Here is a 24,526-nt window from a genome sequence, read left to right as displayed (position 1 = left end):
TTACAAATTTCTATTAATATAAAAAAAACCGCCACAAAGGAATGTACGAAGGAAAAAACATGCAAGTATAGAAACAATGCCAAGCTCTAACAGAACGAGCCGACCCAAAGAACTTTGGAGCTAATTAAAATTGTCACAAGGCGATGCCCCTGAGCATCTTATTAATTTTAATAATTGGACGAATTATGAAACTGTTATTGGATAAAAATGATCCCGTTTTAAGACAGGTTGCTGAGTCCGTTCCCAAGTCAGAATTTGGGAGCAGCTGGCTAAACGAATTAATTCAGGACATGTTTCTCATCATGAAAGAGCGATGTGCTGTAGGTGTGGCCGCCCCACAAATAGGCGTCAGTAAACGTGTTATTGTATTTAGTACTGCCTATACACAACGCAAAAACCTGGAATACTCAATACCTGATACCGCACTAATTAACCCCTCGTTTAATATCTTATCAGAAGAAATACAAACCGATTATGAGGGCTGCCTCAATTGTGGCGACATCATGGGGCAAGTCCCTAGAGCAATGGAAATTGAATATTTTGGTTTAGATAGCGATGGAAAGTTCATTTGCAAAAGAGCGCATGGCTTAGAAGCAAGAATCCTACAACATGAAATTGATCACCTTAATGGTTATTTGTTTTTAGATCGTATTCAAGATAAGGAAACATTAACCACTAAATCAGAATTGCTGGCTAAGATTTAAATACGAACTTAATAAATTTTCATGCAGGTTGAAGTTCATCATCCTGAACCATCGCGAGGGAGCCCTGAATATGGCACGTATTAATTCGTGCCCTCCTCAGGAGGTTGTCTTTTAGACTACTGAAATAAATAGGCCTTAACGCTCATTCAGAAATTAACAATACAAATTTTTGCGCGATTTCTTGAAGCCTCACCATAACGCCATTCTCGATATAAAATTTGCTTTCCTCTTTATCATGCGAAATTTCAATCATAAGATTTCCAAGGCCTTCTAAAATAGAACCAATATGGTTAACCCATTCTTCCAACTCGACATCCCCCATTTCCGGTTCTTTAGCATTGCTCATTTTAAGATATAAATTTAAATGATTTAAATGATGCTGATATTTAGAATGAAATTTTTTTGCATCGGCAAGAACTCCTCGTAAATCGTTAAGTAGAGGCCTTAACGCATCAAGCAATAGTAAAAGTTGTTGCGTGTTCGGATTACCGCTTAATGGCGTATTGAGTTGCGTCATAATTTGCTCCCTTTATCATTCTCAGAACCCAAAGCAAGCTCTTTCATTGCCGCCAAAGCCGATTGTATCGCTTTACTAAAAGCATTAAATATGGAGGAGATGCGCTCTAAAATACCCGAGGCTTTCGCCTCAGAAATCATCAGCATTTTGTTAGGTGTTTGTTCTTGATTTTTTATACTCCCTGGAGCATCTTTATGCTGCCCTTGTTGAGCTTCCTGAATATTCATAAAAGGAATATTTTGGGACAAATGATCTTCTACACGCCCTAATCGTAAGTTCAACTGGTCGAAAGCCTGCTTGTATTGTGTTGGATTTTCTTGAACCTTAGTACATAAAGCACCAATAATATCTCGCATTTTATGTTTCGAACCATCCGGGAAGGCATATTCAGGGTATTCTGCAAAAATTAACGCTTCAAGATGGGCGCGATCAGTCACCATATGGCCAAACCATTCATCTAATAAGAAATGATTATCTAAAAAATGATTAGTTAATGCGTCTAAATTTTTATATTTATCCGGTATAAAGCAAGTTTTTGCATATTCATTGATTGGCTTGCCTGCATAACATTCTGATGCATTTTTCTGCTCATTGAAAAACTGATTGACGTGCACTGTTTGGGGGCTGTCTTTGGCGCCGAATGTATTTCTCATCCACCAGTGCGCTTGATCTATCATGGAACTATTCGCATATCCCGGAACATTAATTATTTGGCCTTTCAACTTATCATTTAAAGACAATAAGGAATTACATAGCGCACTCCAACGTTCAGCAAGATTTTTTTTCGTTGCCGATTGGGGTTCCTGTTGAGAAAATTCATGATTGCTGTTTAATTCATTTGCTATTGCCTGCAAGGCAGGTAGAGTATTTTCCGCATACCATTTTTCTCTATTTGCTGCTAACTCCAACCGTGCATTCGCCGGATCCTTATGGTCCTTAGCTATACCCTTATCTATATTTTCCGTACCAATCCGTAAGTAATCAGTACTAGCCGCCATCGATAAACCAAACTTTAGAATAGAGCCGAAAGTCAAATTTATATTAGCACTCTTGATTCTAGGATAGACCAAATCGTCTAATTGATTGAGGTTATTCTCCGCTGCGATAATTTTTTTTATTAACCCAGGTGACTCACATAAATGCTTAAACTCAGGGCTTCGAAAAAATCCCAGCATAACCCCATCGCGCCCCGAAAAACTTATTTTATTAAACCGGTCTTTCCATTTAGCCGCTACCTCCTGCATAAGCCATATTTCTTCGGAAGTAAATACTGGCTGAGGATGCTTCTTTGCAAACTCGCTTTTTAATTTATCATTAATGGATTTTAAGTTCGGCATAAGAAACGATGAATAATTAATATACCGTAAGTATAGATTAGTTTTTTCCGTAGCCCTTGGTACAGCGCAAGCAAAGACATACTGGCAGCAACTGTCCAATTATCCCTAATTATTAGTATCTCAATATGAAATGTTTTTTTGCCTCTGTTTAAGGTAGATAAAAAGTCGCAAGCGCCATAATTAACCCAACCTTCCTGTTGGAAATTGGGTTAATTAGAATTTATAAGGGTAGGAAATTAAGATGAATGCCATGTCGGCACTATTTAGGCCTATTAATGTTACTGTGTTCAGGATCATCATTATCCAGTTCTGAGACTTCAGCCCTACTATCTAATGGTCCTAGATTGTGAAGTTGCGCGTCAAACTCTTCTACTGTATCAACAGGACTACCTAGTTGCGTATCAAGGTACAGACGTTTAATCTTTGCTGCATTATCAACAGCACTATTAGGATTATCTACGCTATTTTTTAGATCTTTAGACATATCATTTCTCTACATAAGGCTCCTTAATACCATTATAGCCTATTCTCACGGGTGTATAGGTCTTCCAGGGCAAGATAGCTTGGAGGCATGCAGCGAAGGTAATAGGTTAGGGGCAAACATGAATAACAATATGCTGCCCAAAGGTTCTGGGTATAATATTGTTCTCGGAGGTTACTTGTGTAAAAATTCGCGCAGAATTAATTGCTTTTTTGTTCGGTCTATTAATACGCTTTTTACTAAATGGTTAATTTCACAATAAAATGGAGTAATGCTTTATGAGCTTTAAAACAATTTTTTATACCACCATCATCGCTTCTTCTCTCTTATCACAAACAATTAATGCACAAGAAAATACAACTATTTTTAAAAATCAAAGAGGATCAATTTTAGAACTTAATATATTAGAAGATAACAAAATCAGTGGATATTTTACTACTGCCGTGGCGTCTAAAACTTGTCCGCAAGCAATAAAACAAAAAAGACCAATTACCGGATATATAGTAGGAAATGCATTAACGTTCAGTGTGGTTTATCCCATGTGCGATTCTGTATTAAGTGTTACAGGTAACCTAAGTAAAGATAAAAAAGCAATTGATACCTTATCAATATTAAATAAACAAGCTGATGATATAACTCATGAAGGACCTGGCGCGCGGTTTATTGGTCATGATCTATATGAAAAAACGGCTTAATCAAGGTCAGCTCCAATCACGCAAATTCAAAAACTAGTAATTGCAGGCGGGGATCCATCTTTATTTTGGCACTGAGCCACTTTTATGGAGGGATTCCTGCCTACGCAGGAACAATCATCAGCCCTATGTCGACCTACGCTACTCGTTGAAACCGAGGGACTGTTTTCCCATTATGAATTACATTCTCAAAAAACATGTGCTTAGGCCGAACCCAAAGCTGATTTTCCCCAAAGTCATCACAATGATAAAGCGCCTTGTACACTACCATATCCTCTTCGGTTTCACTATGGCGCGCCAGGCCAATGACTTCATATAATTTTTCGTTTTTATAATGCCGGTATTTTCCACATATAGAATCAGCTAACATTTATAACTCCCAGTAGGGTTAAGTAAACCCTGGTTTTTGATTTTCTTCTTCAAAAAATTTCACAAAAAATGCTTTGATAACTTAGGATTCACCTTATTTTCACGAGTAAACTCCGCAAACAGTATTTTTTATAAAATTCCGGAGCCTGAAAAGCACTTGTACATAAATTAATGTTATTAATCCTCGCCCTTTAAAATGCTCCTCCACCGCCTGCACTATTTAAAAATTGCGCTATAAGTTGGTTTATTTTCTGCTGTGTTTCTCTACTTCCGCGATCACACAAATCAATATGTTTAGCATTTTCCAGCTTAATGATTTCAATGCCAAGATGCTTCGCCTTCATTTTATCCGGCAGAACCCCTTTATCAGCCTGCGTATCATTCGCGCGTAAGGATAAAATAGGTGATGTGCCACTTAAAGGAAAAGGCATGCGCAAGCTATCCAATGAAATTAGCTTTTGCACTAATTGAGGATGCTCCTTTGCAAAAAGCATGGCAATATCACCTCCATTAGAATGGCCAATTAAAATAACTTTATTCAAATCGAGATTAGGCTCTACTCGATGAAGCGCGTGCATGACAAAAAGAATATTTAAGACGCCTCTTTTCCATAACGGCTTGCGCCTGACAAATAAATCACCTGTTCTTGCCAAAGGAGGATCAGTTTTTAAATCATGTTGAATACTGGCTACATAATAGCCTCGTGCGGCAAGTAGTTTAGCCAAAAACGAATACTCCGTATTTTTTACACCATAGCCATGATTAATAATAACAACGGGTAAAGGATGGGATTTTGTTTCTTTTAGGGGAGAACGGCTGACATAGACCGTCACAGGGAGAATACGGTTTCTTGTTTTATCATAAAATTTATAGGAATGGACAATTAGGGGTTCACCATAGCTGCTATGTTTTTTAACTAATTGAGAAGATGCAACTGCTATGGGGCTTACAATAAGTAGGAGCAGTGGAATAAATAAACAGAAGGAGAATCGCAGCACTGTAGTAGTCTCGGAAATGAACGAATACCCCGAAGTGTACTTGAGAAAAATAAACCAGAAAATTATTTTCATCTTTAAAATCTATTGCTCTAGGCAATAAAAGACCCGCAGCTCAGTGCGATTTTCAAATTTACCTCTTTGACAAGTAATTATTTTCCATATTTGTTACCAATCACCAGAGATGGTATTGTTGCTCAAGCAAATTCGACGTAGGAAATGATAAACCTTTAAGACTAAAGGCATTCAATCTATTTATGGAGAAAATTATGAAAAAACTAGCCGTTTTGATTATTACCTCAGTACTCGCATCAAATACTTTTGCCTTTCCTTTTTATAAAAAATACCAAAAGCCACACACATTAGTACCACAAAAACATACTGCTCTTAACGATTTCACAGGGGTATGGCTGGGTTCATGTAATGGTGGTAGTGGTGATGAGGATGAAGATGGGAATTGGGAAGCCCGACTTACAATTACTCAAAACAAAGAACAGATGTCCCTAATGTTTGGTGATAAAAAAGAAGACACCGTAGTACTTAATCTGAATCCTCTATCCTCTCAAAGCAATAGCTCATACAACAAAAGAGAGGCAGCAATCCAGCGAGTCAGCATTCCTTCCGGCGATATGATTTCAATTAACTATGAGTCTATAGCTGAGGAAGGTACAGGGGAAACGGGAAGCCATCTTCTTTTAACCTCGTTGCATGTTGATATAGTTAAAAAAGGAGACTCGCTTGAGCTGCGCTCGTCTCACTTCCCGGCCTCAATATGCATATTAAAAAAAGCAGGATAAATTACTAAACAGAGGCCACTTAGTGGCCTAAATAGATTCTTTGCCCATTGAGCAAAAAAGTAGATCTTTTAAAGATCTCAATGTACACTATTTAGTCTTCATTTATTGAATAACTGTTTTCCATGAAAAACCTAACCCATTCCTTAGGAAAATTCTCTATTTTTAAGCCACAGCCTAATACCGGTTCAAATCCTAATATAAATCCACCTTCATTAACCTCTGTGGCAGCAGCAATAGGAGTCGGTACGCTTACCGCCATAGGAAATTTTGAACCTGAGTTTATTACTATATATGTAGCTTGCCTTGCATTGGGGCTCATTTATTTACCAGGATTCACTGCAGGATTATCAATAGGATTTGCATGTGCTTTAGCTAACATGTCGCTTACCCTTATCATGCAACAAATAAACCCCCTAACTCTGCAAGATAGCAGCTATTACCGTACAGTTGCTAATAAGCCTTTATATGTAACGTTAATAGCACCAGTACTTGAAGAGGTTTTTTTTCGAGGATTATTATTGCCTGCAATGTTAGCGGCGATAACTGCTTTTTTCCCTATTACCACTACGATGATGTTTTGGGGAACAGGTATAACCTTGGCAGCCGCTATCTCGATTGGCGTAACTGCTGGAATGTTCGGGCTGTTGCATCTTAGGAACGACCATGAAGGAGCTTACCGCCAAGCGTTGGTCGCAACACTTATAGGTATTGCGCTAGGGGTGACGGCTATTGAGTTTGGACTATGGGCCGCTATAGGGGCACACATAGTCAATAACTCAATCTCGTATGCTTCCTTACTATTCTCCTTAGAGTTTTGCCAGCCCGACAACTTACCAGAACAGTCTGAGAAGTGCGCCCCACCTGAGTTAAGTATGGAGTCAGCAATATTAGCGCCGTATTTTTAAAATACGACCGCAAGCCATGGCAAATCGCTTATCAACAAGCAAGCTGCTTTTACATTAGGCTCTTCTATAGGATTTCGGGATCTCCAGCACAATGAAAAGTGGAAAATTTAGTCAACAGATAATACACTAAATACATTTAATGGAAGATTATTAATTACTCTGATTGATATTTTTTCTAAATCATGGTCATGGAGGACATAAATGAAAATCTGGCGAATAATTATTGTTAACGTTTTATTATTACTTTCTTTAAATCAAGTGAATGCAGCAAGCACGAATATCACTAGCTTTTCTGATTTAGTGCAAGCAGTTGAGAGTGGTAATGAGGTAAGAGCAATTATCCATTTTGATAATTGTCTTGTAACAGAACCATCTATCAGAACTCAGGTAACGAGACGATTAAATGGCGCTACAACTGGTTTTAATTTTACCCATTATTTCCATGCTCAAGAAACAATTAATCAACGATTAATTGATACCGTCACTACACCGATAAAATTTTTTATAGAGCGTCCTACAGGGGAATCTTTAATCTTATCCGGTCGGTTAAATGTCTTCGAAGATAATACAGCGACACTTCACCTTAGCTTTTTCGATCCCATTTTGCAAAAGGAACAATTAGTTGTTGATTGGACATGTACGATTAGTAACGGCCAAGATAATAATGGTTTAGTACTATTTGATATTTCTTAATTGATACTATTAGAATTCATTATTTTTTCATCGTTGCTAGTGTGTTTATTGATTAGATTGATGTGGTCAAGCAAAACGATACAACCCAGTTAAGCTACTTTTTGTAATTGATGTCTCTGCAACTCATATTGAGTGGAAATCAAATAGTTCAATGAAAAAGGCAGTCGCCTACTGTTATAAAACATCGTAAAGTAATTTAGTGTATCTTGTTATGCCTCATAACGAGTCTGGTAGTTTTTCCACTGAACCCGCTGTTGTTTTAAGCTGCCAAAGAAGCTTTCAGCCACGGAATTATCACAACAATTCCTTTTCTATACTCCCTTGGAAATGTTGGATCGCCAAAAAAGCGCTTATACCCATCGATTGCGTATTGAGTGTCGCCATATCTAAATGAACAATGAGTCCATTACATTGTTTACGTTGCCAAATAGCTGTTCTAAGAGCATCTCAAACCAATTGAGCTTTCATTCGAGAACTCATGCGCCAGCCAACGATTTCCTGGAGTACAAATCCAATACAACTACCCGATATAACCAGCCTTCTTGAGTCCAAACATAATTAATATTGGAAACATATGCCTTATTAAAACCAGCCACTGAAAACTATTGATTGTAAATATTATCAAATACAGGTTATTTATGAGAAGATTTGTCAAATTTTAGGGGCCAAGCATCAACGTCTCTGTAAGGGGGAACGATATCTTTTGGGCTTCCTTTCCTAACATCACGATCCTCCTGCAAATAAAATACAGTTTAATTCAAAAGTTAAATTGACTCTGCCCCAGTAGAGGAAGGGAAAGTCCCTTTATCCAGTGTTATACATGATTAATGCTGTACCTCGAAGTTCAGGCACTCGCAGTCAATAGGGAGCAAAAGGAAATTAGATGTCCCTCTTAGAGTGACATCTAAAATTTAAATGTTAACGAACACCTACTACATCAGCTGTAGTTTGGGCAGTTCCGGGTGTTATATGAACGAGTCCAAATCCACCTGCTAGTTTTGCTTGTCTCTTAAGCTCCACCATAATAGCCTCTGGAGTAGCTTTAGTACCATTCGGAAGGGAATTCATAGCCTTTACATGAGTAATAATTGTTGCACCTTTAGGAATCTCAGTACTATCTTTATAGACGGTAATTAATTCATGTGTTGCATCATAATTTGGAGTAAGAGGAGCGTTAGTAGGGTCTATTTGTTTTTGACAAGCGCTTAAAATACACGATAAAGCAATAATTGAATATATAGATTTTTTAAACATTTCAAGCTCCGAAAAGTTGCATTAACTAATAATATTTTTAAGAAGAAGCTCTATAAAGAGCTTCTTTGATCTAATCTTTGATAGGTAAATTTAAGCCACCTATAACCCTGTTAAAGTCAGTAGATAAATTACCTTGTTGTGCGGTGTTGTTTAACTCACAAGTTATATTTTTATTAGTTAAATCAAAGTTAATGCGAATTAATTTTTGTGGTGCCTCAGTCATATGAGCAATAATCTGACCATGCATCACTGTATCTTCGACTGCGCCATTAACTGTATACAATGCACTTTCATTTGCTTCAATTGCTTTAGGATCACACGAATGAATAGTTCCGTTACTTAATGATACTTGGTCAATAAACAATTGATGTGCTGTGTGATTTTTAAGATTAATTTTGAAACCATTACAAGGCGCTGTGTCTGCCGCATGGGCTGCACCTAAAGTTAATGAGGCAAATAAAATTACTATGTTTTTCATATTCATGATAATTCCTTTAAAAATTTAATATTAAAACGTAGGTTGTTGTCCTAACCAAATTGGTTATAGTGTCTTTGTTCAAAATTATTATCACCTAACTCTTTTCCGGCTGTCGCAAGTTCCATTTTTTTAGTTTTACTAAAGAAACATGCTGCTCCTCCGAAAGTTAGAGCTGTACTCACTGCTGCTACCCCACCACTGAAAAGGGAGGCCGCACCTAAACCAGTGCCAGCTGCAGTTATTATTGCAGGAGCGAAAAATATTGCTGCAGATACTAATGCGGTACCTAATAAGACCAGTGTAGCGCCCAGAATTTGCAAGGGAATAGAGTGTTCCATGTTGAGGTTATCAACCATATTATCAAAGGGTTCACGTGGGCCACCTGTTAGCCTGTGATAGGTAGCATCCATTATTTGAGTAAGCTTTTGAGTTGAAACTGATTTATCAGTATGAAGTTGCCTTATTGTTTTTAGAAATAAATTCAACTTACTATCCACTCCTGGAAAAGGTTCAGTTTGTTTTCTAAGTGCATTTAACTGTGCAAAACTCAAGTCATATTGTTCATCTATCATGCGCTTTGTTTGTATTGTTGTTCTGCTTTTTATAGCATCAGACCTCTCTTCTATAAATTGCTCATAACTATAGCTAGTATCGCAGAATTCCTTAAGTTTATTTAATTCATTGATTTTTTTCTGAACACGTTCGTAACTTGCCTCAAGGTCTTCAAGCGGGACTGATTCTTGTGACAGCGTAGGATCCGGTAGCTGTTCTTCTTGCTTCGCTTTAGTAACTTCGCGATTAGCTTCACCAATGGCTTTGTCTAATGTTTCACTAGCTGTTTTGTAATGCTTATTTTCAACAGTTTTTTTGACCGATTTGTGTACTTCTTCAAGTTTTTTATATAGGTTATCCAAAGTTTCTTTAGTTTGCAGGTATTTCATTTAACGCTCCATATTATATATATCATTTAAATGAATGATGCGTAGCTTGGGGTTAATATAAGCTTTTACTCAACTTTTTAGGTTTTTATAAATTTAAAAAATCACACCAAATTGGTTTTTGCTTTAGTCTGTGCTTTATCTACGATTCATTTAAATTGCCATTATTCATTTATAATTACTTATTAATATTTATAATTACTTATTACTGATCGTATAACTAACTTCACCAATGTTTCTGGTTTTCTCTACAGCATAATCAAGGTCTGGAGAGTATTCTTTATGTTCACAAGTCATTCCTGAGTTGATCAGGCTGTATCTTATTTTTACACTTTTGCTTGGTAATGAAATAGTGTGGAAATTAAACTCACCATCCATGCGCACGTTTTCGTTACTGCTATTTACAGTAAATACCTGCTCCGTTTTAGCTTTTAAAACCTCAAAATGTCCTGGTTGTATCTTAGCACCAGTAAGGCTTATTTTTGTTATTGCTAAATCTTCTGCAAGATTATTTTTAATTCTTAATTGAAAGCTATCACACGCAGGATTTGCAGAAGCTAATCCGCTCAATAGCAATGTTGATAAAGCTGCAATTTTAAATTTATTCATAATTTTCTCTCTTTATTGTTAATTGGAAACGTTAATCTAAATCAGAAAGACAGATCTGTCAAATATATTTTGACATTTTTTAAAAATTATTTTTGATTACATAATCTCAATATTAAAGCACAAACAATTGATACATATTTTTTGCTATGTTTTTGTCACTACTGTTAAACAATATATGTCAAATATTATGTTGAAATTTACCCTTATAATTTAGAACCATTATTTTATTATTCTTTAGAAAAGACTTTATTTTAAATTATAGTGTCAAATATTTGTTGACATTATTTGGCTTTAATATTAAATTAAAAAAGTGACTTTAATTTTTAACTAGAAAATGTCAATTTTATTAGTAAATAAATCATTATTAGGAAACATGAATAGATTCAAAAAATGATACTTAAGAGAGCAAATAAAAATGAAGTGGCTTGCGATAACGCTAAAATTTGGAGTATCTGAAGGTAAAGTTAAAGTATTTTGAAGCGAAAATTAATTCCGGGGGAATACCTTTAGGAGTCATTGATCCGCTGCAACCCCTAAATTAGCTCAACTTTTGAAAAAATGACGTTTTATAAATAGATTTACATAATAATACAATAAGGAGTTTATATGAATACTGATATTTTTGAAGGCAAATGGGAAGAAATAAAAGGAAGATTAAAACAAGCTTGGGCTAAATTAACTGATGATGACTGCCTCGCTATTGAAGGAAATCACCAAGAAATTTATGGAGCGTTACAAAAACATTATGGCTATACCAAAGAAGAGGCTAAGAAATCAGTAGATAATTTCTTAGGGAGGTAAGCAAATATTAAAAGGCGACTGGGATGATATATATATCCCAGTACGCAAGGCTTAGTCCAAGTTAACTTAGACGGATATAGAGCAGCTTAGAAATGACCACCTTAAAATATATCCTTATTAAGGATGCATTATAGTTATTCTGCAGAACAAGCTAAAAAAACAGTAGATACAGTTAATTTAATGGTAACTGGAGAAAAATATCAGCTCTAAAGTATATTTTGTAGAAATTAGTTTTGCTTGACTTTGCATGGTCAAGCGCCAAGTTAAGATCTATTAAATGTCTACCCCTAAATGACTTACGATTTGTTTGCGGTAACACAGTTAGTGCTCCGGCGTTGAGTCCCTGATTGATGCAAACAAGTTATTAACCTAGAGTTAATATCTTTCTTTAATATATCGCCTGAACTGCACTTAGTAAAATAGTTAAGCACGCTCACCAGGATTATAAAATGAAAGAGGATACGATGAATAATAAATTTCAATTAGATATAAATTTAATTCGTAAACATGCACAAAGGAATTTACAAAATGGGGCGGTTACCGAATTTTATAAATTTGATTTAGCATATATGCATGACATGATTAATGCCTCTTTAGCAACAGAAACAATTTGTTCGCTGAGATACAAACAAAACTATTATAAAGCATTACGTTTAGGGTCACCTTTAGTTGCACAAGAATTTTTGGAACATTCAATTCAAGAACAGCAACATGCCGACTTATTAGCAGAACGAATTGTACAACTAGGAGGCCTTCCTATTTACAATCCAATTGAGTTAGCTCAGAGATCCCATATCAAATACGTTGAGTGTAATACTATTGAAGAAATGATTCGCGAAAGTTTAATTTCAGAACGTATTGCAATCGATACTTACAGACAACTTATTATTATTTTAGGAAATGAAGACTCTACTACACGAAAGGTTTTTGAAGAAATTCTAGCCATGGAAGAAGAGCATGCTGATGATCTAGTAGATCTTGCCGCTCGCTATAAATTTGATACTAAGGAATTATCCTTTGATACCTAATTTACGTAAACTTTTTAAAAAGAGCCGATTATGAAAAATACTCCTTTAAAGATATGCAATGTTACCATTCAGCCTGGTGAAACTGCTAATTTGGCACTACCTCTGCCTGATTATAACTCCTGTACTTCATTTTTTATGCCCATTAAAGTAACTCACGGGAAAAATGAAGGTCCGTGTATATTAATTTTTTCAGGGTTAATTGCTGATGAAATGAATGGTATTGAAATTATTAATCGTCTAATCAAAGATGATTCTATTAAACTGATTAATGGTACGGTAATAACTATACCAATCATTAATGTACCCTCTTTAGTTAATCCAACATTCCATCCCTTTGAAAAGAATTTTGAAGACTGCTTTCCTGGTAAAGCGGATGGAAGTTATGGAGAGCGTATTGCTGAAATTTTCACTAAAGAACTTCTTTCTAAGGTTAACTATTTAATCGAGCTTAAGACAGGGAGGGTCAATGATGATATTCTGCCGCAAATTTATGCTGATTTATCTACTTTTGAATTAAAAAAATTAGCAAAAGATTTTGGTGCCCCTGTTATCAACCACACTAAAATCAATACCTCGTTACATGATACCGCCTACTCAATGGGTATTCCTTTCTTAATTTATAAAGCAGGAGAAGCGTGTCGATTTGATGAAAAGGCAATTGAAGTAGGGAAATATGGAATTATCAATTTGCTGAACTCCCTTGATATGATAAAAGGGACTAATGAAGAGTTTGTAAAAGTGGAGCCTATTTTCTCTGTAGAACAAGAGTGGGTTAGGGCGCATTATAGTGGCATTTTAATTAATGACCTAAAATTAGGACATCATGTTAGCAAAAAAGACATCCTAGGTCATATTCAAGATCCGTTTAACGCAGAACTATCCGAAGTAGTTTCTGCCCCTAAGGATGGTATTATCGTTGGAATCAATAGGAATCCACTTATATTTGAAGGTCAAAATATTTACAAAATAGCCACGTTTATGGATAACATCCGTGCTGAATTATTCCTGGAAGAATGGAGTGCACAAGGTAACGAACATGAACAATAATCAATACTCAATTCAAGGGGCAATAATATGGTTGCTCAGTGTCTCATTCTATCTTTATGAGTTTTTGCTGCGGACCTTAGTAGGTACGTTCCAAGAGCCTATTATGCATGATTTAAATTTATCTACCTTAAACTTTACTTTAATAAGTTCTACAGCTTATTTATTTGTGTATGGATTAATGCAAATACCCATAGGAGCAATTATTACTCGATATGGGTTTAAGAAATCGATTTTTTTTGCTTCATTAATTTGCTCCATCGCTACCCTTGGCTTTTCCTGCTCAACCAATCTAGCTGGCGCATTATTCTTTCGAGCATTAATGGGCCTGGGATCGGCTTTCGGATTTGTTGGTGTATTAGTTGCTGTTTATGATTGGATGCCCCGGAACAATTTAGCTCTTTTTATAGGCCTATCACAATTTTTGGGTACATTGGGCCCTATGTTTGCTGGAGGACCTTTTAACGAGCTTGCTCATTCGTCGATTATGACTTGGCAACAATTTTTCTTTATATTAAGTCTTATTGGTTTGTTGTTATCCTTACTAATGAGTCTATTTATTAGAAATAAATCTAATGCTGAAGATTCATTTATTATTTTAGAAAAAACTACTCAGTTTAAAACTGAGTTAATGGCTATTATCAAGCAAAAACAATTTTGGGATATTTCTATTTATTGTGCCTTAATCTATTTCAGTCTTGAATATTTGTCTGAGAATGAATGTAAAAACTTACTCGCAGCAAAGGGATTTGACTCTTCATTTTCTTCTTATATGATTACCCTTTCTTGGTTTGGCTTTGCCTTAGGCTCTCCATTATTTGGTTATTTTTCAGATAAAATAAAATTACGTAAGCCAATTCTTGTGTTTAGTGCGGTAACAAGTTTTTTCTCGCTGTTTTTTATTGTTTATATACCTCTTGCAGAATGGGGAGCAATTATTGCTTTCTTTGCTTATGGATTTGGTATCGGCTCAGCAAGTGTCGGTATAGCTATTATGACCGAACAGTTTAAAACGAATCAAGTATCAAGCGCGTTAGGCATAAATAATGCTGTAACTATGTTATCGGCTTCTGTTATGGCACCTATAATCAGCTATATTCTTTCAATAAATGCTACGCATATAGGCCCTACTTTGGCAGATTATCAGCGAGTTTTTAGTTTGCTTGCCTTATTGCCTATAGTATCTTTATTGATTGTATTATTTAAAATTAAAGAAACGTTTGGCCGGTCTTCTAAAGAGCCAATTATTTTAAATTATGAACAAAGTTAATTGACTGCAATCTCAAAGTACAGAACATTATAAATTTTGAGATTGCTAAAACTGGAGCTAGTGAAGTTATGAGTTACCTAATAAATAGCAAAACAAATTATCCAACAAACTCACTATCTTTCTTTAGTTCATGTAAATGCTTTTGCCATAATTGATCATGAGCTAAAACATACTTAGCCGCTTCTTCAAAAAAATATCCTATATCTACTACACCACTCCATTGGCAATACTGTTTAATCACTGCATCAACATCAGCTAATATTTCTGTAGTTATGGAAACTTTTTTCCTTTTGTCACGGTTAGCTATTAAAGGCATGGAACTTCCTTATCTAGGTATAGATAAATAATTTAAAGATTCAAAGATAACATACGGCAAAAAAAAATGATATAAAAATAAACAAACTTTTAACTGAGTTTCATTTATAGAGTATCTAATTTTAAATTAAAATTTTCATAGTATTTAAATAACTGTGTCATCTTTTAACTTGTTATAATTTAACACTTAAAAGAGGTGCATATGAATAAGAAGACAATCGATTTATCGACTTGGGATTTCAACGAGTGCGAGTCATAAGAATTAGCGCAGTTAAAATCAGTAAAAGACCTATGCTTACCCCTAATTAAAGAGTTATTAAAGTTTGCCTTAGAAGGAGAAAGGGATTCCTATATGATCGACTGCACTGAGACAGGTATCGCCATCTGTCGTAACGGTAAAACGACTGAAACAATTCAATCGACCACTGGTCTTTTAGGCTCGACGCTTAAAAGACCTTAAGGCTCGAGGAGAAAAAGATATTCTTATTGCTAGTATCGATGGGCTTAAGGGATTTTCTGATGCCATTACCGAAGTAGTTCCCCATACTGAAGTGCAGCTTTTTGTTGTTCATCAGGTTCGCAACTCATTGAAGTATGTGGTCAACAAAGACCAGAAGGCCTTTATGGCTGATTTAAAACTTGTTTATAAAGCCTCAAGCAAAGACTTAGCGGAGCATCATCTGCTTGAGCTGGAAGAGAAATGGGGGAAAAAATATCTTGCTGTAATAAAGTATTGGAATAATCACTGGGAAGCTTTATCACAGTACTTTAAATATCCAGAAGAGCTCAGACGTATCATTTATACAACCAATATTGTCAAAGGTTTTCATCGACAAATTCGCAAATACACTAAAAATAAAGGCGCACTCACCAGCGAAAACGCCCTTATCAAACTCATTTACTGTGCTGTTCAGAAAGTACTGGAAAATAGAATCCGCCCATGCACAATTGGGCGCTTATCGTATCCCAACTACAAATCGATTTTGAAGAAAGACTAACTTTGGGGCTTAAATAAGCAATGAGGTGACACAGTTAAATGAATACTTTCTTATTTTAGAGCTGTTTCTTCTGGCATTTGATCTTAAAAGTGTAGCATTTTAAAATTTATCAAAATCTTTGAAAAGATTACTAATTATTAGATTGGTTCTTAAAGTTAATCCATTCTTCGTCATGCGTAAATATATATTCACAAGCTCGCTGAATAAAATAGTCTTTATACTGAATACCAGCCCATTTACAGTAATCTTCAATCTGCTTTAAAGTAGCTGCGTTCATGCGAATACGAAATTGGATTTTGTCGTCTTCTTTTTCCTTAAAAATCAACATTTTTATTCTCACTCTTGAAACAGTTTATTAGTAATAAATTAAATAGTTAAAATTTATGTATTATTTTAAATGGTAAGTGTTTTTCTGTCTATTATGATTTAATTGTAAATTTATAATTTTAGTTATCAAATCTAAATCTATACCTATATCGACTAAAATTAACCATATGCCAAAGCAAAGGGCTCTCTTTTTTCTCCCTCTATTGTGTTTTGTAGGCTAATTCGGACTATAACCTTCTTAACTTTGTTTTTTTTGCATAGCTCAAAGGGAAGTTGTGAGCATAATGACACTTGATGAACATTATCAATCGAACTCTTATCACTTACTAAAGATTTATTAGATATGGGGTCAATAAGCTCTAGTACTAAATGGCTTAACTTCCATGGTGATTTATCTTTATGAAATCCAACTCTTCGTTCATGCACTAGAGTAATTTTCTCTTGAGGTTTGACATGTATAATATAATCAATAATGTTTTTATTTTGCGATAAGCTACCCATTTTAATATTAAATCTTTGCTCAAAAGCCTTGTTCATATTAATGTATCCCCAGCCATAGGTAGGATTCCATTGGGAGCCTATTATTTTGTGGTGCCCACCTTTGTAGAGGTAATCCGGATCTCCAGGTCCAGGTAGACCACTATCTGTCCATGTATCCGCACTATTAATTAAAAGAGCCTTGATAGCTATAGGATTAGTAATTCCTGCTTCTTTAACTAATAAAATAGCTCCTCCCACATGAGGGGCTGCAGCACTTGTCCCTCCCATGTAACGATACCCTTTTTTATAACTCATATTTTTTGTATAGGTAAAATGATATTTTTTACGCGGCGCGCAGGTGTAGGTGTCATTACCTGGCGCGGTTATATCTGGTTTTTTCCTTCCTAATAGAGTCGGTCCTCGGCTGCTACTAAAACTTATAGCTTGTCTGTATTCGTTTCTGCCCTTAGTATTAACATGGTTTTTATGGTAGATATTCATATTGGCAACAGTAAGCGCATTATAATTGTCTGCAGGGATTGTCATGCTTGAGGAAAAAGGAGCCTTTGCTTTTGGTTTAACGAACCCATTATTACCGGCAGAGGTAACCCATAAGATTTTATACTTATTTACGATATAATCTATTATCATACTCATTCCGCTCCAGTCAGGGCAGTCGGAGCAATTAACGGGGCCATTACCAAAGCTATAATTAATAACGCTTGGTTTTGACTTGTACGTAAAAAACCAATTCAACCCCGCATAGGTAAGCCAAAAATTTTCTTTAACTTGATAACCTTCACCTGCTAACGTAGATAATAAAACAGGCGCTTTATAAGCTACGCCACGTATATTTTTATGATCAGTTTCTATAGGATATCCAGAGTAGATACATGCAACACCTGTACCATGAGGAGTACGGATCCCATCTTTATACTTTGAATAACAGGCATTTTTTGTTTTATTGATGAGTATGGTTTTATTAATTAAAGCGGGATGATTTTTATCTATCCCTGAGTCGATAATACCTACTACGCCTGATTGGCCTTTAAAATTTTTAGCCCACCATTTATCTATACCTGGATAGCGATACTGTATAATCCTCTTTTCGCGCTTATATTTTGCTTCACTTTTTTCACCTGCAGGCTCATTGAGGGCAATGTGTGTTATTAAGGGGCTTTTTAATACTGCACTTAAAATAATAGGATCATCATTCCCAGTAAGTATTGCTGCAGGCATGAAATTAAGAGGTAGAATGAATATTTTTTTAAAACTCTTCATCGTGTTAATGAAGTGAGGAATTTCTTTACTGTTCTGAAAAAAAAGTATCAATGAAACCGTATTTTTTTTATTTTTATAGGATTCAATAATATTTTTATCAATAGCTTGATGTGGCCACAATTCCCTGGCGGGGCACAATAATATTAATAAAGCTGCCATCAATTTTATGTATTTGCTCAATTGTCTTGTCATGCTGATTATTCCAAGATATGCAGCCATTGATTTCCGATTGCATCATCAATTTTTTCGCATGCTTTTTGTGCTGACCCTTTGTTTTGCATCTTATCTTGAATATTTTTCACTCCTTGATCGATTGCCTTTCTTTTTTTAGCGGATCCCTCACTACATGCTTCAATTAAAAATGATACGAGCATTAACATAGAAGAATAACTTTTTCATATATGCCCAAAGCCATTATTTCGTCAACGTAAATGTGACATGATTTGACGATATATTCAAGTCAATTTATATGTTTTTTTTGTAATTAAAATTATTTAAGTCACAATTAATTTGACAACCCCTTGTGTAATGAGGTTTTATCATTAGCTGAGCGCATCTCGGATCAATTTAGATTTTTACGTAGTTTGATGAGAGCTTAATTCTATTGGACTTACGCAAACTCAGAAATATGGCTCAACCTCAACGAAGGGGCACTTTAATTAAATTAGTCTAGATTAAGTCCCTGATAGCAATCAAAAGGAATTAAAGTGCCAAAATATAATCTTATCCTAAATTTACCTGGATTTACTATAGTAAAAGTGAGTGGTTATCAACCCTTACTCTTAGATGTTCGCTATAGTCGTTTGCGCGTTGTGGTCATTGTCAAAGTAAACAAGTTAGAAAGAAGTCGGCTTATACTCGAGAGGTTCATCATGAGCTGATAGGTCATCGGAGAAGTATCTTAAAATTTAAAGCGTATAAGTTGTATTGTCATGCGTGTAAGCGTTATGGTAATCAACAATTCCCTGGAATAAATAAACACCAACGTTCGACTTGGCGAGCCCAAGCGGGGGGTATTTCATGAGCATAGCCGAGGGGTCTCTCAAAAAGACCTATCCGAGCGCTATAAGAAAGGTAAAGCGACAATAGAACGTTGGTATCAACGCCATTATGAGGAACAATATCGAGAGTTAATCAATAAACTATGTAAGATGAAAATTATAGGTTAAGGGTTAAAGTTTTGTGTTCTTGATTAGTGCCCCCGTAATTGGGAAAGACCCGTAATTTGCTAACTCATTGATTTTATTGGTCGGGACGGAAGGATTTGAACCTTCGACCACTAGCACCCCATGCTAGTACGCTACCAGGCTGCGCTACGCCCCGAATGGCCCAAATGATAACTAAGTCTGGGAGAAATAACAAGTAGTTGAGGTGTAGAGACAAGGTTTAAATTCAACTTTAAACACCTCAAGCAGAATTAGAGCTTTTAGAGTAAGTGTCTTAGCTTGTTTGCTTCCAGTTTCGAATGCGAAATTTGAATGTAATGGATGCATCCAGTTAGCTCTGCAAATTGTAATGCTTTTACTGCATTTACAACTATTTGTTTTGCCTGCATTACAGAATCATCCGAAATCAACGCAGCTGCAACACTCATTTGATTGGAAGCTAATACTAATTTATCAACGCAGGCTGGGTTGTGTTGGCTTACTACCAATGACTTTACTGTTTTTGCCAGTTCATGGCATCGATTTACTAATAGCTCTTTGTTTTGATCTGCCTGAACTGACATGCTTAATGTAAATAAACTTAAGATAAGCGCTTGTTTTAAAATCATTTTTGACATAGTGATACTCCCTGTAAGTTGCAATTAAACTGCAGGAATTGCTGCATAGGACAATTAAACTATTCACTTATGCCTCCCCTCTCCTTAAAAATAGGAGAGAGGATCATTGAGTCGTAATGCTGAATAGTTATGTTTAACCAAACGCATTAATTCCCGTAATATGCTTCCCTAGCACTAAGGTATGGACATTATCCGTACCCTCGTAGGTAAAGACTGATTCTAAATTAAGCATATGCCGTATAACATGATACTCGAGACTAATTCCATTAGCTCCTAATAGGTTCCTGCATTTTCTAGCAATTTTCAATGCTTCGCGGCAAGAATTCCCTTTTGCTAATGAAATCATTACTGGTGTTTCGCGTTGCTCTTCTTTCAAACGACCTATTTGTAAATTAAGACATTGTGCCTTAATAATTTCAGTATACATATCTGCCAGGTCTTTTTGAATAATCTGGAACGAAGCTAAAGGTTTGTTAAATTGCTTGCGCTCTAATAGGTAGTCACGGGTAATGTCGAAGCATGCCATTGCTGCTCCCATTGCTCCCCAAGCGATTCCATAACGTGCCTGACTTAAACAACTTAGCGCAGCTCCTAAACCTTTCTCGCTGCCTGGAAGTAAGTTCTCATCTGGAACAAATACATTGTCAAAAACTAACTCCCCAGTGATGGAAGCACGTAAGGACATCTTTAATTTAATTTCAGGGCGACTTACTCCTTCGAATTTAGTATCAACGATAAATCCGCGCACTCCTGTATCAGTTTTAGCCCACACAATAGCAATATCTGCGATTGGAGCATTGGTAATCCACATTTTTGCGCCATTTAAACGCCAGCCACCATTTTCTTTTTTAGCGTTGGTACGCATGCTTGCAGGATCAGAGCCGGCATCAGGCTCAGTTAAACCGAAGCAGCCAATAATTTCGCCGGTGGCCATTCCCGGCAAATAGCGTACTCTTTGTTCTTCGCTACCGTAACGAAAAATTGGGTACATGCATAGGGAGCTTTGTACGGAAACAAAACTACGTAAGCCGCTATCACCTTTTTCTAATTCTTGACATACTAAACCATAAGAAACATAGGATGCTTCTGCTCCACCATATTCTGCCGGTAAAGTGAGGCCTAATAAACCTAATTCTGCAGACTTACGAATCAGTTCACGTGGAAAATGTGCCTGTTCATAGGATTCAGCCATTAAAGGCACTACATCGTTATTAACGAAACGAGCTACGCTATCGCGTATCATTCGTTCGTCATCTCGCAATTGTTCATCAAGAAACAACAAGTCGTCCAATTTCTATCTCCCTTTTCTCTGACTGTAACGCGATTACCGCCTCAATAATACTTTCTTTACTTGGTAACAAATATTGCCAAGCAGTTCCTAATGGAATAAAACAATCTTTACCGGTAATTCGTTTAATTTGCAAACTTGATGAGGCTTTTTCTACTAATAAAGTAATTAGTCCCTCACTAATCGAACCACTTTGCCGGCCTTCATCGACAATAAGTACCTGTTTTGCCTGCGCTACTTCTTTTAAAATAGCTTCTGCAGGTAACGGACTTAACCAGCGTAAATCAACAATTTTTACATCGATGTGATGTTCTTCTTTTAAAACTTTTGCCGCCTGGCATGATAAATAATAACCATTGGCATAAGTTAAAATAACGGTAGATCCTTCACCATGAGTGCCTACTTCTCCTGGTGCAATCATTTCATGAGGCTGCGGGTAGTCAAACAACCAGCCATTGTCGCCTGTTTGGTGTAAATCTTTTGTCATATAAAGTGCGATCGGTTCTAAAAACACTACTACTCGGCCTTCTTCGTAAGCCAAGCGCATGCATGTGCGTAACATTTTAGCAGCATCTGGACCGTTGGAAGGACATGCAACAATCACGCCAGGTAGGTCGCGCAATACGGCAATTGAGTTGTCATTATGGAAATGACCACCAAATCCTTTTTGGTAGGCTAGCGAGGCAATACGAATCACCATGGGGTTTTGGTATTGGCCGCTCGAGAAAAAGGATAAAGTTGATGCCTCTCCCCGTAATTGGTCTTCTGCATTATGGAGGTAGGCTAAAAATTGGATTTCAGGAACCGGGATAAAACCATTATGAGCCATCCCAATTGCCGTGCCTAAAATTGTGGTTTCATCTAAGATGGTATCGAAGACTCGGCGTTTGCCGAAACGAAATTGTAAATCGGCAGTAACTCGATAGACTCCGCCCTTCTTCCCTACATCCTCACCAAAAACCACCATATTGGGATACTGCATCATCAAATCAGTTAGTGCAAAATTGATGTGTTGGCATAGGTTACGTTTTTGTTTTAATTGCGGGTACGCATTAGCAAATACTGCCGCACGGGTTATTTCGTTTGGCAAAGCCTGCTTTGGCTTCTGCGTAATTTTAGGAACAATGGAAGCCATGATTGCTTCAGCACCATCCATTTTTGGCTGGCTAATTGCTTCGGCGGCTTTTGCTTCAATTAAATGTTTATTACTTTCATAAAGGCTGATAATGCCTTCTAAGCTCATCCAGCCTTCTCGATAGAGCATTCCCGCCGTGTGTAATAAAGGATCATGAGATTCGGTGAATTCTATTTGTGATTGTGATAGGTATTGTGACTCAATATCCGAGCCCGCATGACCTAATAAGCGGACACAACGCATATGCAAGAACACAGGTTGTTTTTTATAGCGGGCCAGATATTCTGCTTCTTGAGCTTTGGCATAAATATCCGCAAGATTTAGCCCGTCACAAGCTATGTAATTTAACCCAGGGCGAGAACTTATTGAATGTTCAATCCAATTCATTGGCGTGGGTACGGAAATACCTATACCATTATCTTCGCAAATAAAAATGATCGGCAATGGATAATTTTGTTGGGCAATCCAAGAGCAAGCATTTAATGTAGTCTGGGCTGTGGCATGATTTGTTGAGGCATCACCAAAGGAACAAAGAATAATTGAGTCCTGACTTAAATTACTTCCTATTCCTAAGTCTTTAGCGCGTTTAATCGATAAAGCGGCTCCCAAAGCCTTGGGTAAATGCGATGCGATTGTTGAGGTTTGCGGGGGAATATTTAAGGGAACAGAACCAAATACTTTGTGGCGCCCGCCAGAAATTGGATCATTGGAAGCCGCAACCAGGGATAGTAAAACATCTTTTACTCCATCAATCCCTTTTACTTGTTTTGAGCGCTGTATATAGAAGGCACCGCTGCGATAATGTAAAAAGGCCATATCCTGTGGTCGAAAGACCTGGCCAAAAACAGCATTTCCTTCATGCCCACTACTACCAATGGTATAGAAAGATAAACCTTTTTCTTTAAGCTGTCTTGCGATTAAATCGAGTAAGCGTGATTTAATTTGGGAGTCAAACAACTCTATGGCAGTTTTTTTATCGAGCTCGGCTGTTTCCAAGCTAATCGAGCTGTTGGGTATGGGAAAATCTGCTTGCCGTACCCGTTTAACAAATTGTTCATCAACTACACTGGCTCTATCTAACATCCTCACATCCTGTCGAATTGCTGTCGATATCAAGGTGATGAGTATATACGGATTGAAAATGATCTGGAAGCCGGGAGAACCAGTTGTATTAATAAAAAAAGCTATAACCTTATTGGCGATATGTGATTAATTAATCTACACTTTGATTAAAATAAAGAAATAGGGGCTTACGATGAAATGGATTGTTCTGCTGGGGGTTGTGATATTTATGTCTGGTTGTTGTTGTACCCAAGTTGTTGCCTATAGGCAAGTGGCTGTTACTCCTGTTGTAGAACCAGTTATGGTTTTCCCTTATCGCCAAGGGCCTATTGATGTGACGACTACTACTATTGATTATTATTGAGCCAATGTCACCTGGTTGCTTGCAACCAGGTTTTTTTATTTATTGGGTAAGAGTATTTGAAATTGTTGTATTGTCTTTTACTCTCTTTTCTCATTCATCTTTTGCTTTAATTTAGGCTTCACTTGCGAGGCTCGCACGCTTAGGGGCATAGGAGTTAATCCTAATTAGCAATGTGATGTGAAGCACGGAACCCCTGGGTTGCTTCGCTGCGCTCGCAATGACGGGGAGCGAATTTTGCGAAGAGCCCTATTAAAATCATAGCGCGTACTCACTCCTCTCTGGCAGTGATGAGGTTCTATGGGCGGATTCAAGTTAAAATAATGGCTGGTATTTGGCTCTCTCGCCCACGAATGAAGCTTGATAGGCTCTGTGGTCACGCGCGGGAGATGGGTATTGGGTAATCATTTACAGACTGCAGAAACAAAAAAAGCGGCTCCAGGCCGCTTTTCTATTCTTAATAAAACCCTGGCGATGACCTACTTTCACATGAGGAGACCTCACACTATCATTGGCGCATGTCTGTTTCACTTCTGAGTTCGAGATGGATTCAGGTGGTTCCAAACCGCTATGGTCGCCAGGAA

26 protein-coding genes, 1 tRNA gene, 1 rRNA gene and 4 pseudogenes are annotated in these 24,526 nt (G+C 36.8%); 12 read left to right on the top strand and 20 right to left on the bottom strand.

Translation table 11 applies throughout. The annotated features are described in order from the left end of the window. The first annotated feature begins 185 nt into the window (after positions 1-185). A complete protein-coding gene (gene def, locus BN3124_RS09230; protein WP_058535859.1) occupies positions 186-704 on the top strand; it encodes a peptide deformylase in 519 nt (172 codons plus the stop codon). Positions 705-846: 142 nt separating this feature from the next. Here the strand turns inward: def and BN3124_RS09225 are convergent, their stop codons facing one another. The 3 genes from BN3124_RS09225 to BN3124_RS09215 form a co-directional block, all read right to left on the bottom strand. Next, on the bottom strand, positions 847-1,221 hold the full coding sequence (locus BN3124_RS09225) for a hypothetical protein (protein ID WP_058534521.1): 375 nt from the start codon (positions 1,219-1,221) through the stop codon (positions 847-849). After that, on the bottom strand, positions 1,218-2,558 hold the full coding sequence (locus BN3124_RS09220) for a hypothetical protein (RefSeq protein WP_058534520.1): 1,341 nt from the start codon (positions 2,556-2,558) through the stop codon (positions 1,218-1,220). Before BN3124_RS09220 ends, BN3124_RS09225 begins: the two co-directional genes overlap by 4 nt. A gap of 259 nt (positions 2,559-2,817) precedes the next feature. Continuing rightward, on the bottom strand, positions 2,818-3,042 hold the full coding sequence (locus BN3124_RS09215) for a hypothetical protein (RefSeq protein WP_058534519.1): 225 nt from the start codon (positions 3,040-3,042) through the stop codon (positions 2,818-2,820). Positions 3,043-3,317: 275 nt separating this feature from the next. On the opposite strand from BN3124_RS09215, the gene BN3124_RS09210 reads away from it, so the two are divergent. Then, entirely contained in the window at positions 3,318-3,734 is a 417-nt protein-coding gene (locus BN3124_RS09210; protein WP_058534518.1) for an avidin/streptavidin family protein, read from the top strand. Positions 3,735-3,867: 133 nt separating this feature from the next. Here BN3124_RS09210 and BN3124_RS09205 read toward each other — a convergent pair whose 3' ends face one another. The 3 genes and pseudogenes from BN3124_RS09205 to BN3124_RS09200 form a co-directional block, all read right to left on the bottom strand. After that, positions 3,868-4,101, bottom strand: a complete 234-nt coding sequence (locus tag BN3124_RS09205; RefSeq protein WP_058534517.1) for a DUF1653 domain-containing protein — start codon at positions 4,099-4,101, stop codon at positions 3,868-3,870. 18 nt (positions 4,102-4,119) lie between these two features. Next, positions 4,120-4,308, bottom strand: a pseudogene (locus BN3124_RS17565) (GNAT family N-acetyltransferase); the annotation flags it as partial. After that, positions 4,292-5,170, bottom strand: coding sequence for an alpha/beta fold hydrolase (locus BN3124_RS09200; protein WP_058534516.1), 879 nt, complete (start codon positions 5,168-5,170; stop codon positions 4,292-4,294). The pseudogene BN3124_RS17565 and the gene BN3124_RS09200, both read right to left, overlap by 17 nt. A 194-nt stretch (positions 5,171-5,364) precedes the next feature. On the opposite strand from BN3124_RS09200, the gene BN3124_RS09195 reads away from it, so the two are divergent. The 3 genes from BN3124_RS09195 to BN3124_RS09185 all read left to right on the top strand — a co-directional run bounded on the left by BN3124_RS09195 (position 5,365) and on the right by BN3124_RS09185 (position 7,490). Next, positions 5,365-5,892: a hypothetical protein gene (locus tag BN3124_RS09195; RefSeq protein WP_058534515.1), complete on the top strand. Its 528-nt coding sequence runs from the start codon at positions 5,365-5,367 to the stop codon at positions 5,890-5,892. Positions 5,893-6,014: 122 nt separating this feature from the next. Then, complete coding sequence (locus BN3124_RS09190; RefSeq protein ID WP_058534514.1) at positions 6,015-6,797, top strand: CPBP family intramembrane glutamic endopeptidase; 783 nt, start codon at positions 6,015-6,017, stop codon at positions 6,795-6,797. A gap of 201 nt (positions 6,798-6,998) precedes the next feature. After that, entirely contained in the window at positions 6,999-7,490 is a 492-nt protein-coding gene (locus BN3124_RS09185) for a hypothetical protein (RefSeq protein WP_058534513.1), read from the top strand. A gap of 89 nt (positions 7,491-7,579) precedes the next feature. On the opposite strand, the pseudogene BN3124_RS17390 reads toward BN3124_RS09185, so the two are convergent. The 5 genes and pseudogenes from BN3124_RS17390 to BN3124_RS09165 form a co-directional block, all read right to left on the bottom strand. Next, positions 7,580-8,122 (bottom strand): annotated as a pseudogene (locus tag BN3124_RS17390) (DDE-type integrase/transposase/recombinase); the annotation flags it as partial. Positions 8,123-8,408: 286 nt separating this feature from the next. Further along, on the bottom strand, positions 8,409-8,744 hold the full coding sequence (locus tag BN3124_RS09180) for a hypothetical protein (protein WP_058534512.1): 336 nt from the start codon (positions 8,742-8,744) through the stop codon (positions 8,409-8,411). Between the two features lie 70 nt (positions 8,745-8,814). Beyond that, a complete protein-coding gene (locus BN3124_RS09175; protein ID WP_058534511.1) occupies positions 8,815-9,228 on the bottom strand; it encodes a hypothetical protein in 414 nt (137 codons plus the stop codon). A gap of 44 nt (positions 9,229-9,272) precedes the next feature. Continuing rightward, positions 9,273-10,163 (bottom strand): hypothetical protein, encoded by an 891-nt coding sequence (locus BN3124_RS09170; RefSeq protein ID WP_058534510.1) that lies wholly within the window; start codon positions 10,161-10,163, stop codon positions 9,273-9,275. A 195-nt stretch (positions 10,164-10,358) separates the two neighbouring features. Continuing rightward, complete coding sequence (locus BN3124_RS09165) at positions 10,359-10,769, bottom strand: hypothetical protein (protein WP_058534509.1); 411 nt, start codon at positions 10,767-10,769, stop codon at positions 10,359-10,361. Positions 10,770-11,375: 606 nt separating this feature from the next. On the opposite strand from BN3124_RS09165, the gene BN3124_RS09160 reads away from it, so the two are divergent. The 4 genes from BN3124_RS09160 to BN3124_RS09145 all read left to right on the top strand — a co-directional run bounded on the left by BN3124_RS09160 (position 11,376) and on the right by BN3124_RS09145 (position 14,912). After that, entirely contained in the window at positions 11,376-11,570 is a 195-nt protein-coding gene (locus tag BN3124_RS09160; RefSeq protein ID WP_058534508.1) for a CsbD family protein, read from the top strand. A 464-nt stretch (positions 11,571-12,034) separates the two neighbouring features. Then, positions 12,035-12,598, top strand: coding sequence for a ferritin-like domain-containing protein (locus tag BN3124_RS09155; RefSeq protein ID WP_058535858.1), 564 nt, complete (start codon positions 12,035-12,037; stop codon positions 12,596-12,598). Positions 12,599-12,628: 30 nt separating this feature from the next. Beyond that, a complete protein-coding gene (locus BN3124_RS09150) occupies positions 12,629-13,645 on the top strand; it encodes a succinylglutamate desuccinylase/aspartoacylase family protein (protein WP_058534507.1) in 1,017 nt (338 codons plus the stop codon). After that, positions 13,635-14,912, top strand: coding sequence for an MFS transporter (locus tag BN3124_RS09145; RefSeq protein ID WP_058534506.1), 1,278 nt, complete (start codon positions 13,635-13,637; stop codon positions 14,910-14,912). The genes BN3124_RS09150 and BN3124_RS09145 overlap by 11 nt, the downstream gene beginning before the upstream one ends. A gap of 97 nt (positions 14,913-15,009) precedes the next feature. Here BN3124_RS09145 and BN3124_RS09140 read toward each other — a convergent pair whose 3' ends face one another. Next, positions 15,010-15,228: a hypothetical protein gene (locus BN3124_RS09140; protein ID WP_058534505.1), complete on the bottom strand. Its 219-nt coding sequence runs from the start codon at positions 15,226-15,228 to the stop codon at positions 15,010-15,012. Positions 15,229-15,673: 445 nt separating this feature from the next. Here BN3124_RS09140 and BN3124_RS09135 point away from each other — a divergent pair. After that, positions 15,674-16,242: pseudogene (locus BN3124_RS09135) on the top strand (IS256 family transposase); the annotation flags it as partial. A gap of 113 nt (positions 16,243-16,355) precedes the next feature. Here BN3124_RS09135 and BN3124_RS09130 read toward each other — a convergent pair. The 3 genes from BN3124_RS09130 to BN3124_RS09120 all read right to left on the bottom strand — a co-directional run bounded on the left by BN3124_RS09130 (position 16,356) and on the right by BN3124_RS09120 (position 18,693). Then, positions 16,356-16,553 (bottom strand): hypothetical protein, encoded by a 198-nt coding sequence (locus BN3124_RS09130; RefSeq protein ID WP_058534504.1) that lies wholly within the window; start codon positions 16,551-16,553, stop codon positions 16,356-16,358. A 158-nt stretch (positions 16,554-16,711) separates the two neighbouring features. Further along, complete coding sequence (locus tag BN3124_RS09125; RefSeq protein ID WP_058534503.1) at positions 16,712-18,505, bottom strand: S8 family peptidase; 1,794 nt, start codon at positions 18,503-18,505, stop codon at positions 16,712-16,714. Between the two features lie 5 nt (positions 18,506-18,510). Then, entirely contained in the window at positions 18,511-18,693 is a 183-nt protein-coding gene (locus BN3124_RS09120) for a hypothetical protein (protein ID WP_058534502.1), read from the bottom strand. 327 nt (positions 18,694-19,020) lie between these two features. On the opposite strand from BN3124_RS09120, the pseudogene BN3124_RS17595 reads away from it, so the two are divergent. Further along, positions 19,021-19,461 (top strand): annotated as a pseudogene (locus tag BN3124_RS17595) (transposase family protein); the annotation flags it as partial. A 98-nt stretch (positions 19,462-19,559) separates the two neighbouring features. On the opposite strand, the gene BN3124_RS09115 reads toward BN3124_RS17595, so the two are convergent. The 4 genes from BN3124_RS09115 to BN3124_RS09100 form a co-directional block, all read right to left on the bottom strand. Continuing rightward, positions 19,560-19,636, bottom strand: a tRNA-Pro gene (locus tag BN3124_RS09115). 103 nt (positions 19,637-19,739) lie between these two features. Continuing rightward, on the bottom strand, positions 19,740-20,096 hold the full coding sequence (locus BN3124_RS09110) for a hypothetical protein (RefSeq protein ID WP_058534501.1): 357 nt from the start codon (positions 20,094-20,096) through the stop codon (positions 19,740-19,742). A 133-nt stretch (positions 20,097-20,229) separates the two neighbouring features. Then, positions 20,230-21,387, bottom strand: coding sequence for an acyl-CoA dehydrogenase family protein (locus tag BN3124_RS09105; protein WP_058534500.1), 1,158 nt, complete (start codon positions 21,385-21,387; stop codon positions 20,230-20,232). Next, entirely contained in the window at positions 21,365-23,602 is a 2,238-nt protein-coding gene (locus BN3124_RS09100; protein ID WP_058534499.1) for a dehydrogenase E1 component subunit alpha/beta, read from the bottom strand. Before BN3124_RS09100 ends, BN3124_RS09105 begins: the two co-directional genes overlap by 23 nt. A 172-nt stretch (positions 23,603-23,774) precedes the next feature. On the opposite strand from BN3124_RS09100, the gene BN3124_RS17195 reads away from it, so the two are divergent. Further along, the gene (locus BN3124_RS17195) at positions 23,775-23,945 is read left to right on the top strand and encodes a hypothetical protein (RefSeq protein WP_196398920.1); all 171 of its coding nucleotides are present in this window, start codon (positions 23,775-23,777) and stop codon (positions 23,943-23,945) included. A 463-nt stretch (positions 23,946-24,408) separates the two neighbouring features. On the opposite strand, the gene rrf is transcribed toward BN3124_RS17195, so the two are convergent. After that, positions 24,409-24,524, bottom strand: a 5S ribosomal RNA gene (rrf, locus tag BN3124_RS09095). Between the last annotated feature and the right edge of the window lie 2 nt (positions 24,525-24,526).

Origin of the sequence: Legionella saoudiensis, assembly GCF_001465875.1 — a bacterium.
Taxonomy (GTDB): Bacteria; Pseudomonadota; Gammaproteobacteria; order Legionellales; family Legionellaceae; genus Legionella; species Legionella saoudiensis.
Note: the sequence above shows the minus strand (reverse complement) of the source record. Positions and strands in the feature narration are given on the sequence as shown.